The 13,054-nt window shown below is 69.5% G+C and carries 11 protein-coding genes; all 11 read right to left on the reverse strand.

The window, feature by feature from the left end:
• Positions 1-1,492: outer membrane protein assembly factor BamA (bamA, locus tag VHK87_RS00925; protein WP_329633018.1), on the reverse strand; the 1,492-nt coding region annotated here is incomplete at its 3' end.
• A 36-nt stretch (positions 1,493-1,528) separates the two neighbouring features.
• Positions 1,529-2,737, reverse strand: coding sequence for an RIP metalloprotease (locus VHK87_RS00930; protein WP_329633019.1), 1,209 nt, complete (start codon positions 2,735-2,737; stop codon positions 1,529-1,531).
• 22 nt (positions 2,738-2,759) lie between these two features.
• Positions 2,760-3,953 (reverse strand): 1-deoxy-D-xylulose-5-phosphate reductoisomerase, encoded by a 1,194-nt coding sequence (gene dxr / locus VHK87_RS00935; RefSeq protein ID WP_329633020.1) that lies wholly within the window; start codon positions 3,951-3,953, stop codon positions 2,760-2,762.
• Positions 3,944-4,765 (reverse strand): phosphatidate cytidylyltransferase, encoded by an 822-nt coding sequence (locus VHK87_RS00940; protein WP_329633021.1) that lies wholly within the window; start codon positions 4,763-4,765, stop codon positions 3,944-3,946. The genes dxr and VHK87_RS00940 overlap by 10 nt, the downstream gene beginning before the upstream one ends.
• The gene (gene uppS / locus VHK87_RS00945) at positions 4,743-5,525 is read right to left on the reverse strand and encodes a polyprenyl diphosphate synthase (RefSeq protein WP_329633022.1); all 783 of its coding nucleotides are present in this window, start codon (positions 5,523-5,525) and stop codon (positions 4,743-4,745) included. Before uppS ends, VHK87_RS00940 begins: the two co-directional genes overlap by 23 nt.
• Before the next feature lie 40 nt (positions 5,526-5,565).
• A complete protein-coding gene (gene frr, locus VHK87_RS00950) occupies positions 5,566-6,132 on the reverse strand; it encodes a ribosome recycling factor (protein WP_329633023.1) in 567 nt (188 codons plus the stop codon).
• Positions 6,133-6,266: 134 nt separating this feature from the next.
• Positions 6,267-6,986: a UMP kinase gene (gene pyrH / locus VHK87_RS00955; protein WP_329633024.1), complete on the reverse strand. Its 720-nt coding sequence runs from the start codon at positions 6,984-6,986 to the stop codon at positions 6,267-6,269.
• 90 nt (positions 6,987-7,076) lie between these two features.
• Complete coding sequence (gene tsf / locus VHK87_RS00960) at positions 7,077-8,015, reverse strand: translation elongation factor Ts (protein WP_329633025.1); 939 nt, start codon at positions 8,013-8,015, stop codon at positions 7,077-7,079.
• A 69-nt stretch (positions 8,016-8,084) separates the two neighbouring features.
• Positions 8,085-8,942: a 30S ribosomal protein S2 gene (rpsB, locus tag VHK87_RS00965; RefSeq protein ID WP_329633026.1), complete on the reverse strand. Its 858-nt coding sequence runs from the start codon at positions 8,940-8,942 to the stop codon at positions 8,085-8,087.
• A gap of 316 nt (positions 8,943-9,258) precedes the next feature.
• Positions 9,259-10,863 carry a lytic transglycosylase domain-containing protein gene (locus VHK87_RS00970; RefSeq protein ID WP_329633027.1) on the reverse strand — a complete coding sequence of 535 codons (1,605 nt, stop codon included), beginning with the start codon at positions 10,861-10,863 and terminating at the stop codon, positions 9,259-9,261.
• A 100-nt stretch (positions 10,864-10,963) separates the two neighbouring features.
• Positions 10,964-13,054: DNA polymerase III subunit alpha (gene dnaE, locus VHK87_RS00975; protein WP_329633028.1), on the reverse strand; the 2,091-nt coding region annotated here is incomplete at its 5' end.

The raw sequence follows: 13,054 nt of genomic DNA on the forward strand, positions 1-13,054 counted from the left end.
ACAGCCGGGCGCGCAGATCCTGGCCGCGGCCGCGGAAGTTGCGCTGGGTGACGCCAAGGTCCAGCACCAGCTGGTCCACCGAGCTGTAGCCGGCGCTGAACGACAGTTCGCCGGTGGGCTGCTCCTGGACGCTGACCTGCAGGGTGGTCCGGTCGGGCGCCGAGCCCGGCAGCTCCTCGATCTCGACCTCTTTGAAGAAGCCGAGGGCGCGGATCTGATTGCGCGAGCGGTCCACGAGGACGCGGTTGTAGGCGTCGCCCTCCACCACGTTCATCTCGCGGCGGATCACGTGGTCCAGCGTCTGGGTGTTGCCGACGATGTCGATGCGGTCGACGTAGACCCTGGGCCCCTCGCGAACCTGGAAGCTGACGTCCACCGTCTGGGTCTCGGGGTTGGCCGAGTAGCGGGGCCGCACGTCCACGAACGCGAAGCCGGCTGCGCCGGCCGCGAAGGTGAGCGAGTCCGTGGCCTGCTCGATGGCCTCGTCCTGGTAGGTCTGGCCGGTGCGGATCGGCAGCAGCGCCGTCAGGGCTTCCTTGTTGAGGCGCTGCAGCTCGGTCTCGACCTCGACCTTGCCGAACTTGTACTCGGGGCCCTCGTCCACCGTGTAGGTGACCACGAAGCCGTTCTTGTCCGGGGCCAGCTCGGCGACCGCGGAGACGACGCGGAAGTCGTAGAAGCCGCGGTTGCGGTAGTGCTTGCGCAGCTGCTCCTTGTCGTACTCCAGCCGGTCCGGGTCGTAGTTGGCGTTGTTGGAGAAGAACTTGTACCAGGCGCTCTGCTCGGTCACGACGACGTCGCGCAGGTCGTTGTCGGAGAACTCCTGATTGCCCAGGAAGTTGACCCGCAGGATCCCGCTCTTGGGCCCCTCGTCGATCTCGAAGATCAGATCCACCCGCTTCTGGGGCAGCTCGACGACCTTCGGCTCCACCTGGGCCGAGATGCGGCCCGACCGGCGATAGAGCTCGATGATCCGCTGGACGTCCTGCTGTACGCGGGCGCGGGTGAAGATGCCGCGCGGGCGGATGGACACCTCTTCCCGCAGCTTGTCTTCCTTGAGGCCACGGTTCCCCTCGAAGATCACCCGGTTGATGATCGGGTTCTCGACCACGTGCACGGTCAGATCGCCGTTCGCGAAGTCGATCCGCACGTCGGCGAACAGGTCGGTGCGGAACAGCGCCTTAAGGGCGGTGTCGATCTTGACCGGATCCACCGTCTCGCCGGGCTGGATCGGCAGGTAGGAGAGCACGGTGCTCTGCTCGATCCGCTCGTTGCCCTGGACGATGATCCGCGAGACCACGCCGGTGTTCGCGAACGGGGCCGCCTCGGGGGCCGCCGCCGCCGCAGGTGGCGCAGCCTCCGCAGGGGGCGCGGCCGGTGGGGCGGCGGGCTCTTGTGCCAGGGCCAGACTCGGCGCGGTCAGGGCTGTCGAGGCGCAGAGCACCGCCAGTCCGGAGGCGAGCGCGGCGCTACGGGCGCGGGATCGTTGCATCAGGTCAGCCGTCACTGGAAAAGGGGCCGGGCCGCTTTACGTGCCCAGGCCGCCGAGGATTGAGAACACTCGCAGGCGCTGCAGATCGTTCCAGGTGGCGAACAACATCAATCCGAGCACCAGCGCAAGACCTGCACGGTAGCCTACAGCCTGAACCTTGGCGGCAAGAGGGCGGCGGGCGAGCGCTTCATAGGCGTAGAACAGAAGGTGGCCGCCATCCAGCACCGGGATCGGCAGCAGGTTGATGAACCCGATTCCCACCGAGATGACAGCGGCCAGGTTGATCATCCGCAGGCCGAGGTTGGCGATGAAGGTCTCGGTGTCCGGCGCCTGCTGGCGGGTCAGCTTGGCCAGGTCGCCCGACAGGTGGGCCATGCCGAGCGGTCCGCTCAGCTGCTCCGGCCCTTCGCGCCCGGTGAACAGCCGGCCGAGGTAGAACAGGGTCGTCTTGATGGTCGCCGAGGTCTGGGCGACGCCGCGGCCGAGCGCCTCGATCGGGCCATAGCGCCTCAGCTCCACCGACGGGTCGCTGCGGATGCCGAGCACGCCCAGACGGTCGGTGCGGCCGAGGATGTTGACGATGTCCTGGCGGCGCGGGGTGGCCTGGATAAGCAGCTGGCGCCCGTCCCGCTCAATGAGGAAGCTGGTGCGGGTGTCGGAGCGCAGCTTGATGGCGACCTCGAGCTCCTGGAAGCGCTCGATGCGCCCGCCGTCCACCTCCAGCACCAGGTCCCCCGGCTGGAAGCCGGCCTCCGCGGCCGCCGAGGCCGGCAGCACGGATCCGACCCGCGCGGGCGTGTAGGGCTCGCCCACGAAACCGGCGATGGCCGCGAAGATAGCGATGGCCAGGATGAAGTTGGAGATCGGCCCGGCGGCGGTGACGACCGCCCGCTGCCAGACGGGCCGGAACTGGAAGTAGCCGTTCAGGGCCTGCTCGTCGCCGCGGGCGATCAGCTCGCGGCGCAGCGCCTCCAGGTGGTCCTGGTCGGGCACGCTGGCCTCGTTCTCGTCGCCGGAGAACTTGACGTAGCCGCCGAGCGGCAGCCACCCGATGCGCCATTCGACACCGGCTTTGTCCTTCCACTGCGCGATGGCCTTGCCGAAGCCCAGCGAGAAGCGATCGACGCTGATCCCCAGCGCGCGCGCCGCCCAGAAGTGGCCGAGCTCGTGGACGGTCACCACCAGCCCGAGAACGAGCAGGAAGGGCACCACGTAGAAGGCTGCAGTTTGCAGGAAGTCGAGCATCAGGCGGACCACTCCATCAGGCCTAGTGAGGGCCTAGACCCCCGATGACCCCGGCGGCCACGTGGCGCGCCGTCGCATCGGTCGATCTGGCGCTCTCCAGGGCGTCGCCGCCGTTCGATGTCAGTGCGCCCGTCCGCTCCATGCGCTCCAACGTTTCGGCCACGGTGGCGGCAATATCGAGAAAGCCGATCCTGCGGTCAAGGAAGGCCCCCACGGCCGCCTCGTTGGCGGCGTTGAGCGCGGCCGGCGCGCCGCCCCCCATCGCCAGGGCCTGCTTGGCCAGCGCCAGCGCCGGGAAGCGCTCCAGGTTGGGCTCTTCGAAGGATAGCGGCCCGTCGCGCACCAGGTCGAGCTTGGGTGCGGGCCAGGGCAGCCGGTCGGGCCAGGCGAAGGCGCAGGCGATCGGCGCGCGCATGTCGGCCGGGCCCAGCTGGGCCAGGGTGGAGCCGTCGCGGTACTCGACCATGCTGTGCACGATCGACTGCGGGTGGATCAGCACCGAGACCCGCTCCGGCGGCATGGAAAACAGGTAGGCCGCCTCGATCACCTCCAGCCCCTTGTTCATCATGGTCGCCGAGTCGATCGAGATCTTCGCGCCCATGCTCCAGTTGGGGTGGGCCAGCGCCTGCTCGGGCGTTGCCGCGCGCATCTGTTCGCGGCTGGCTCCGCGGAACGGCCCGCCCGAGGCGGTCAGGATCAGCCGCTCCACATGCTGGGCGCAGCTGGGGTCCAGCACCTGGAAGATGGCCGAGTGCTCGGAGTCCACCGGCACGACGGCCCCGCCGGCAAGCTTCGCGGTGCGAAGCAGCGCCGGGCCGGCGCAGACCAGGCTTTCCTTGTTGGCCAGGGCGACGACGGCCCCGGCGCGGGCGGCCGCCAGGGTGGGCGCCAGCCCCGCAAAGCCGACGATGGCGCTCATCACCCACTGCACCTCGGCCGAGGCGGCGTCGGCCAGGGCCGCGGCGCCGGCGGCGACCTCGATCCCGGAACCCTTCAGCCGGTCCCGCAGCTCGGGCAGCGCCGCTTCGCTCTCGATGACCGCGATCTGCGGGCGCCAGCGCAGCGCCTGTTCGGCCAGCCGCTCGACGTTGCGGCCGCCGGTCAGCGCGACCATCTCGACCTCGACGCCGGCCTTCTCGAACAGGTCGAGGGTCGAGACCCCCACCGAGCCCGTCGAGCCCAGGACGCTGACGCGCCGCGGCAGGTTCAATGCCATCCGAAATCCACCAATCGTGCGGCGGCCAGCACCACGGCCGCGAACATCAGCCCGTCCACCCGGTCCAGCAAGCCCCCATGGCCGGGGATCAGGTCGCCGGAGTCCTTCACGCCGAAGCGGCGCTTGAGCATCGATTCCCACAGATCCCCGGCCATGGTGGCGGCTCCACCGAGCAGCCCAATCACCGCCGCCGCGGGCAGGCTCAGGTGCAGCGGGGTGATGGCCGCCACGACCGCGCCCGTGGCCATCGAGCCGACCAGGCCGCCTGCGAACCCCGACCAGGTCTTGTTGGGCGAGAACTTGGGCCACAGCTTCGGCCCCTTCAGCGCGCTGCCGACCAGGAAGGCGAAGATGTCGGCCGCCCAGGTCACCGCGAACAGGAAATAGGTCCACCACTGACCTTCCGGCTTGTCGCGCAGCCAGATGAGGCAGACCGCTGGGATCGCGACGTAGACCACACCGAACACCGCATCGGCCGGTCGCTCGGCGACGCCGCGGGCGATCAGCGCCGCGGCGGCCGCGCCGATGATCATGGCCATCCAGGCGAGCGGGGTCTGGTCCTGATAGACGAGGAACAGGCAGGACAGCACGGCCGCGGTCACCGCGGCGGAGATCCTCACCGGCGCCTGCGGAGCGGTCATCTGCCCCCACTCGATGGCCAGCAGGGCGACGCCGACGCTCATCAGCAGCAGAAACCAGATGCCGTCCAGCCAGACCGCCACCAACACCAACGGCACGAGCACGAGCGCTGAAACCGCCCGTACGCCCAGGTTCGACCAATCGAAGCGTCTAGCCTGCGGCAAGCACGTCATCGGCTACGGCGCCGCCGTACCGCCGCTCGCGGGTCTGGAACTCCTCGATGGCCGCCTTCAGATGCTCGGGCCCATAGTCGGGCCACAGCACGTCCTGGAAGACGAACTCGGCGTAGGCCGATTCCCAAAGCAGGAAGTTCGACAGCCGCCGCTCCCCCGAGGGACGGATGACGAGGTCCGGCGGCGGCGCGCCGCCGGTGGCCAGCAGCCGCGCGAACGCCGCCTCGCTCAGCTCCTCCGGTCGCGCCTGCCCTTCCGCCACCTGCTGGGCGAAGCGCCGGGCGGCATCGACGATGTCGGCCTGGCCGCCGTAGTTGAACGCCACCTGCAGGAAGAAGCGGTCGTTGTGCGCCGTGCGCTGCTCTGCTTCTTCGATGATCTTCACCAGCTCCGCCGACAGCCCTTCCCGGCGGCCCAGCACCCGCACCCGCACCCCTTCCCGCTCGAGGCGGGCCAGGTCGGTTTCGAAATAGCGCTTGGGCAGGGCCATCAGCTCGGCCACCTCGGCCGCCGGCCGGCTCCAGTTCTCCGTGGAGAAGCCGAACACCGTCAGCCAGCGCACCCCCTGCTCCGGGGCCGCCGAGACGGTGCGCTTGAGCGACTCCACGCCCGCCCGATGGCCCAGGGTCCGGGGCAGGCCGCGACGCTTTGCCCAGCGGCCATTGCCGTCCATCACGATCGCGACGTGCAGCGCCGGCCCCGCGCCGGCCTCGCCCGACGGGGCCGCGCTCTTCGGCTCTCCACGTTTGCCGCCGGCCATGGGCGAACTCGTCCTTTTGAAGGGGAAGCCCGGGAGGGCCTCAGACCTGCATGATCTCTTGCTCTTTGGTTTTCAAGGCTTCGTCGATCCGCTTGATCTCCTGGTCGGTGATCTTCTGGACCTCGGCCTCCATCCGCTTAAGCTCGTCCTGATTGATGACGCCCGCTTTCTCCGCCTTCTTCAGGTCGTCGTTGGCGTCGCGCCGGATGTTGCGGACCGCCACCCGCTGCTGCTCGGCGTACTTGCCGGCCATCTTCGCCAGGTCCTTGCGGCGCTCCTCCGTGAGCGGCGGGATCGGGATGCGCAGGTTCTGACCGTCGACCACGGGATTGAGGCCAAGGCCGGAGGCGCGGATCGCCTTCTCCACCGAGACCACCATCCCGCGGTCCCAGACATTGACCATCAGCATCCGCGCCTCGGGCACGGTGACGGCGGCCACCTGGTTGAGCGGCATCGACGAGCCGTAGGCTTCGACGTGCACCTGATCGAGGAGGCTCGACGAGGCCCGCCCCGTGCGGAGGCTGGCGAACTCCTCCTTCAGGACGGAGATCGCCTTGTCCATGCGATCCTTGTACTTCGAAAGCACCGGTTTCTCGACGGTGGCCATGGGCGCTCCTCACGTCTTGCGAGCTATAGACCGGTCCCGCGCCGAAGATGTGCAGCTTCGGTGCAGGAACCGGCCGACTTCATAGAACCTATGGACAAAACGCGCGGCGGGCGATGCCGAAACGCGCGCCGGCCTCAGGCGATGGTGGTGTAGACTCCCTCGCCTCTCAGCACCTTGAGCAGATTTCCGCGCTCACGGATGGAAAACACCACGATCGGGATGTGGTTGTCCCGCATCAACGAGATGGCCGAGGCGTCCATCACCTTCAGATCCTTGGCCAGGACGTCCTGATAGCTCAGCTGCTCGTAGCGGGTCGCGGTCAGGTCCTTCTTGGGGTCGGCCGTGTAGACGCCGTCGACGCTGGTCCCCTTGAACAGGGCGTCGCAGCCCATCTCGGCGGCCCGCAGCGCGGCGGGGGTGTCGGTGGTGAAGAACGGGGCCCCCAGGCCGGCGGCGAAGATCACCACCCTGCCCTTCTCCAGGTGCCGAAGCGCCCGGCGGCGGATGTAGGGCTCGCAGATGGCCTCCATCGGGATCGCAGACTGCACGCGGGTGAAGACGCCGATCTTCTCCAGGCTGGCCTGCAGGGCGAGCGCGTTCATCACTGTCGCCAGCATGCCCATGTAGTCGGCGCTTGCCCGCTCCATGCCGCTCTCGGCCAGCAGGGCGCCGCGGAAGATGTTGCCGCCGCCGATCACCAGGCAAACCTCGATGCCCTCGCGCACCACCTCGGCGATGTCGGCGGCGACCCGGTCGAGGGTCTTGGGATCGATGCCGAAGCCTTCGCCGCCGGCCCCGGCCTCGCCGGAAACCTTCAGCAGGATGCGTTTGTAGCGGGGCGGGTCGGCAGGCATCGCAGCTCCGAGTCGGCGGGCGTCAGGATAGCGAAAGGGCGCGGCGCGTCGATGCGCGCCGCGCCCTTATAGAACGGCCTGAACCGGAGGCTAGGCCTGGCCGGTCAGCTGGGCCACTTCGGCGGCGAAATCGCCGCTCGGGCCGCGGTCGACGCCCTCGCCAAGGGCGAAGCGGACGAAGCCCTTCACGGCCACCGGCGAGCCCACCTGCTTGCTGGTCTCGGCGATCAGTTGCTCGATAGTCTGGTCCGGGTTCATGACGAAGGGCTGCTTCAGCAGCACGACCTCTTCCTGCCACTTGCGGATCCGGCCCTCGACCATCTTCTCGGCGATCTCGCGGGGCTTGCCCGATTCCATCGCGGTCTGGGTCTGGATCTCGCGCTCCTTGGCCACGACTTCGGGGTCGAGCTCGTCGGAGGTGAGCGCCAGCGGCGGGGTCGGGGTGCCGGCCACGTGCATGGCGATGCGGCGGCCCACGTCCTTCAGCGCCGCCTGGTCGCCGGCGCCTTCCAGCGCCACCAGCACACCGAGCCTGGCCACGCCCTCGCCCGCCAGATTGTGCAGGTAGAGGGCCACGGCGCCCTGCCCCACCGTCAGGCGGGCCGAGCGGCGCAGGCGCATGTTCTCGCCGATGGTGGCGATCAGGTTGGTGACCAGGTCCGACACCACTTCCCCGCCGGCGGTCTTGGCGGCCGAGATGGCCTCCACGCCTTCGACGGTCAGCGCCACCTGGGCGATGTCGCGCGCGGCCTGCTGGAACTTGTCGTTCTTGGCCACGAAGTCGGTTTCGGAGTTCAGCTCGATGAGCACGCCGGACTTTCCGTCGGGCGCGATCAGGCCGGCCACGACGCCTTCGGCGGCGGCGCGGTCGGACTTCTTCGCGGCCTTCGACAGGCCCTTGGTGCGCAGCCAGTCCATAGCCGCTTCGACGTCGCCGTTGTTCTCCTGCAAGGCCTTCTTGCAGTCCATCATGCCCGCGCCGGACTTCTCGCGCAGGTCCTTGACCAGCTGAGCGGTGATCTCCGCCATGGTCGGCTCCTCAAATGGGTTAGCGGTCCGGCGGGGCCCGGACGACCCCGCCCTTACGTTGGTTTGATGTCAGCTCGCCGACTGGGCTTCAGCCGCCTGGGCTTCGGCCGGCTGTTCGCTGGCCTGCTCGACGCCCTCGTCCGCACCCGGGGTCGCCTGGTCGGCGGCCAGTTCGCGGGCAAGGGTCGGCTCGATCGGCGCTTCGGCGGCGCCGATGTCGACGCCCGAAGCCACCTGGCCGGCGGCCAGGCCGTCGAGGATCGCGTCGGCCATCAGGTCACAATAGAGCTGGATGGCGCGGGCCGCGTCGTCGTTGCCGGGGATCGGGAAGGTGATGCCGTCCGGATCGCAGTTGGTGTCGAGGATGGCGATCACCGGGATGTTCAGCTTCCGGGCTTCCTGGATCGCGATCGCTTCCTTGTTGGTGTCGATCACGAACATCAGGTCGGGGATGCCGCCCATGTCCTTGATGCCGCCGAGGCTGAGCTCGAGCTTGTCGCGCTCGCGGGTGAGCTGCAGCAGCTCCTTCTTGGTGCGGCCCGGGCCTTCGCCGCCCTCCAGCAGACCCTCGAGTTCGCGCAGGCGGGCGATCGACTGCGACACGGTCCGCCAGTTGGTCATCGTGCCGCCCAGCCAGCGGTGGTTCACGTAGTACTGGGCGCAGCGCTTGGCGGCGGTGGCGACCGGCTCGGAGGCCTGGCGCTTGGTGCCGACGAACAGCACGCGGCCGCCGGCGGCGGCCACGTCGCGGGCCTTCACCAGCGCCTGGTGCAGCAGCGGGATCGACTGCGACAGGTCGATGATGTGGATGTTCGACCGCGAGCCGAAGATGAAGCGGTCCATCTTCGGGTTCCACCGGTGCGTCTGGTGGCCGAAGTGAGCGCCAGCTTCCAAAAGCTGACGCATGGAGAAGTCGGGAAGCGCCATAGGTAATGCTCCTTTTTCCGGTGCGCCTCCGCAGGCCAAAACTCCTTTCGGAGCCCGGAATGGAAACGAGCGGGATGTCTCCCCGCGCATCGCCAAACGCCTGCGTGTGTGATGGGGCGGGCAGATAGGCCCTAAGCGGCGAAAAAGCAAGGGTCGTGCGCTTCACTCCCCTTCATGGGGAGCGTGGATCGGCGCGCAGCGGCGAGACGTGCTGGGAAGTGAGGGCCATGCGGGGGGCGCCTCGACGTACGAGAGTCCCCCACCGCGCTCGGCTGCGCCGACTCGACCCTCCCCGTGGAGCGAGGGAAAATGCGGCCTACGGCGCGCCCGTCGCCGAGGCGCCCGCACTCGCCGCCGTGGCCGACCAGGCGCCGCGGCGGAGGTCCCGCGACAGGGTCAGCGGCGCGCGGCCGCCGTTCAGCCGGGCCCGGTAGATCTGCAGGTTCGACATCACGTTCGAGACGTAGGTGCGGGTCTCGCTGAACGGGATGCACTCCAGGAAGTCGATGGGGTCAGAGCCCGACGCCCGCGGGTCGCTGCAGAACTGGACCCATTGGGCCGGACGGCCGGGTCCGGCGTTATAGCCGGCCGTGGCCAGCACATAGCTGCCGCTGAATCGGCCCACCAGCTGCCCCAGGTAGGCTGTCCCCAGGCGCATGTTGTGATCCGGATCCCACAAGAGGCTCTCGTCCCAGGCGACGCCGATCTTGCGCGCCACTTCGCGACCGGTGCCCGGCAGCAGCTGCATCATGCCGCGCGCGTCGGCGCTGGAGCGGACCCGAGGATCGAACTGGCTCTCCTGCCGCACGATGGAGAGCACCAGCGCCGGCTCCACGTCGCGGGCGCCGGCCGGCGGCGTGCGCAGCGGGTAGCCGCGCTCGTGCAGGATGAAGCCCTTCTGCGCACCGCGCCGGTAGGCCAGCAGCGACACCTCCTGCTCGCCCATGGCCTTCAGCTTGTCGACCAGCAGCGCCAGTTCCGCGCGGCTTTCCACCTGCTCGCCCAGGTGCAAGGCGAAGACCCGGACCAGCTCGCGCTCGCCGGCGGCGCCGAGCAGGGTCAGGGCCTGGATCAACTCCTTGCTCTCGAAGGCGGCCCGCTCGGCCGGCGTCGGCGTCGGGTCGGGGGTGAGCACGATCTCCCGGTGGCCGGCCCGCTCGGCGGCCAGCTGGCCGTAAAAGGTGGTGTTGTGCTGCGCGCCGGCCTCGAAGAAGGCCCGGGCGCGCTCCCGCTGACCGAGCGCCTCGGCCGCCAGCCCCTGCCAATAGGCGGCCCGGGCCTTGCTGACCGGGCTCTTCACCGCCGCATCCAGGCGCGTGAAGTGCTGCAGCGCGAGGGACGGATTCTTCAGCTTGTTGAGCGCCAGCCAGCCGGCGAAGGACTCCGCCTCGGCGTAGTCGACCCCGCCCGGCGCCATTCCGTGGGCGGCGATCGCCTGGTAGGCGCCCGAGGCGTCGCCGATTCGCAGCGCGTCGTTCATCCGCCGCCGGCGCTGGTTGAACCCGCCGCCGCCGGACGCCGACGAGCTTCCCAGCGCCGAGTAGGGAATCGGCCCCTTGGGCAGCTGGGCGGCGATGGCCTGCCGCCGGGCGTCCGCGCGCGGCCACTCCAGCAGGGAGGCCGAGAGGTGGTGGAGTTCGGCCTCGCCGAGCTGCGGGCCGAAAATGTCGGCCAGCGCCCAGTCGACGATGCGCCGCGCCACGGGGTCGGGAAGACGCGCCTGGATCTCGCGGGCGCGCGTCAGGTTGCGCGCCCGGGCGGCCTCAAGGGCCCCGCGCAGCGTCGCCTGGGCGGCGGGCGCGGCGAACGGGGCCGGGCCGGCGTAGGGCGACGGGCCCGGTTGGGAGGTCTGGGCGTGGGCGAACGCGGCCGACAGGGCGAACGCGCCGCCGGCCACGAGGAGAGGAGCGAGTCGAGCCATACCCTTGGAATGGGCCACCCCCGCCGCCGGGGCAATTACGCAGGGGCTATGAACTGTGGATTTCACTGCCGGTGCGACGCCAGACCGCGCGGCGCCGGCCCTAGAGCTCTTCGAGGTACATCACGCCGGGCGCGGTCTTCAGGGCGCCGCGCACCGGGCCGTCCAAGGTGAAGCGGCCTGGGAGCTTCACCTCCACCTCGCGGCCGGGCTGCAGAGCGGCGACCAGCACGATCTCGCCGCCACGGGGGTTGTTCAGGCCCTCGAGCCGACGCTTGAGCGCGTCGATCTCGGCGCTGCGCGGGGCGATGTGCACCCGCACGCCGGCGACGGCGTTCTCGATGGCCTTGTCCACCGGCTCCGCGTCGTCGCCAAAGAAGCGCACCTCCCCGTCCTTGGCCTTGGCGCGGACCTTGATCGCCAGGGCCTTGCCGGGCTCGAGCATGTCCCGGCAACGGCGCAGGGACTCCGGCGGGAACAGCACCTCGTATTCGCCGGTCGGGTCGGAGAAGGTGACGAAGGCGAACTTTTCGCCGCTGGACTGGCTGGCCCGCTCCTGCTTGCGGCGCACGACGCCGGCCATGCGGAACACCTCGGCGCCGGCCTCAGCCTTGGGGATGACGTCGGTCAGCAGGTCGGTCCGTCGGCGGCGCAGCGCCTCGACCATATCCTCCAACGGGTGGCCGGAGAGGTAGAAGCCCACCGCCGCCAGCTCTTCGTCCAGCCGCTGGGTCGGGGTCCAGGGGTCCGCCTTGGGCATCCGCGGCCGGGCGGCCTCGGCCTGGTCGGCGCCGAACAGGCTGGCTTGGGAGGAGACCCGCTCGGCCGCCACCGACTGGGCGTAGGCGATCAGCGGATCGGAGGCGGCCATCAGCTGGGCGCGGTTCGGATGGATGGCGTCGAAGGCGCCGGCCCGGGCCAGGGTCTCGAACGTGCGCTTGTTGACCTGCTTGGGGTCCACCCGCTCGACGAAGTCGAAGATGTCGCGGAACGGCCCGCCCTCCCGGCGCACCTCGACCACATGCTCCATGGCCGCCAGGCCGACGTTGCGGATCCCGCCGAGGGCGTAGAGCACCTCGCCCCCTTCGACCTCGAAGTCGGCGAAGGAGCGGTTCACGCAGGGCGGGCGAATCTTCACGCCGAACCGCTTGGCGTCCTGATAGAAGACCGCCAGCTTGTCGGTGTTGGCGATATCGAGGCTCATCGAGGCGGCGAAAAACTCGACGGGCGCGTTCGCCTTCAGCCAGGCGGTCTGGTAGCTGACCACGGCGTAGGCGGCGGCGTGGGACTTGTTGAAGCCGTAGCCGGCGAACTTGTCCACCAGGTCGAAGATGGCGCCGGCATGCTCGGGCGAGACGCCCTTCTCAGCCGCCCCGGAGACGAAGCGGGCGCGCTGCTGCTCCATCTCCTCCTTCTTCTTCTTGCCCATCGCCCGGCGCAGCAGGTCGGCTTCGCCGAGGCTGTAGCCCGCCAGGATCTGGGCGATCTGCATCACCTGTTCCTGGTAGACGATGATGCCGTAGGTCTCCTTCAGCACCGGCTCGAGCGAGGGATGCAGGGTGTCGATGGGCTTGCGGCCGAACTTGCAGTCGATGAAGGCCGGAATGTTGTCCATGGGCCCCGGGCGGTAGAGGGCGCCCACGGCGGTGACGTCTTCGATCGATCCCGGGCGCAGCTGGCGCAGGGTGTCGCGCATGCCCTGCCCTTCCAGCTGGAAAACGCCGACGGTCAGGCCCGCGCTCATCAGGTCGTAGGTCTTCTGGTCGTCCAGCGGCAGCTTGCCGATGTCGACGACCTCGCCCCGCTTCTCCAGGTGCTTCAGCGCCCGGTCGATGACGGTGAGGGTCTTCAGGCCCAGGAAGTCGAACTTCACCAGGCCGGCGCTCTCCACCCATTTCATATTGAACTGGGTGGCCGGCAGCTCCGAGCGGGGGTCTTTGTAGAGGGGCGTCAGCTGGGTGAGCGGGCGGTCGCCGATCACCACGCCGGCGGCGTGGGTCGAGGCGTTGCGGTAGAGGCCCTCCAGCTGCAGCGAAACGTCAAGCAGCTGGGCGACCGCCTCGTCCTCGTCTCGGGCCTGTCGAAGGCGCGGCTCGATCTGGATGGCCTGGGCCAGGGTCACCGGGTTGGCGGGGTTAGCCGGCACCATCTTGGCCAGCCGGTCCACCTGACCCAGCGACAGCTGCAGCACGCG

This window comes from Phenylobacterium sp., assembly GCF_036263695.1.
Lineage (GTDB): Bacteria > Pseudomonadota > Alphaproteobacteria > Caulobacterales > Caulobacteraceae > Phenylobacterium.

Excerpts from the sequence above, each read along its gene's own strand:
- uppS (WP_329633022.1), bottom strand. The coding sequence starts at position 5,525 with ATGGCCGGCGGCAAACGTGGAGAGCCGAAGAGCGCGGCCCCGTCGGGC.
- dxr (WP_329633020.1), bottom strand. The coding sequence starts at position 3,953 with ATGGCATTGAACCTGCCGCGGCGCGTCAGCGTCCTGGGCTCGACGGGC.
- VHK87_RS00940 (WP_329633021.1), bottom strand. The coding sequence starts at position 4,765 with ATGACGTGCTTGCCGCAGGCTAGACGCTTCGATTGGTCGAACCTGGGC.
- rpsB (WP_329633026.1), bottom strand. The coding sequence starts at position 8,942 with ATGGCGCTTCCCGACTTCTCCATGCGTCAGCTTTTGGAAGCTGGCGCT.
- VHK87_RS00970 (WP_329633027.1), bottom strand. The coding sequence starts at position 10,863 with ATGGCTCGACTCGCTCCTCTCCTCGTGGCCGGCGGCGCGTTCGCCCTG.
- VHK87_RS00930 (WP_329633019.1), bottom strand. The coding sequence starts at position 2,737 with ATGCTCGACTTCCTGCAAACTGCAGCCTTCTACGTGGTGCCCTTCCTG.
- pyrH (WP_329633024.1), bottom strand. The coding sequence starts at position 6,986 with ATGCCTGCCGACCCGCCCCGCTACAAACGCATCCTGCTGAAGGTTTCC.
- frr (WP_329633023.1), bottom strand. The coding sequence starts at position 6,132 with ATGGCCACCGTCGAGAAACCGGTGCTTTCGAAGTACAAGGATCGCATG.
- tsf (WP_329633025.1), bottom strand. The coding sequence starts at position 8,015 with ATGGCGGAGATCACCGCTCAGCTGGTCAAGGACCTGCGCGAGAAGTCC.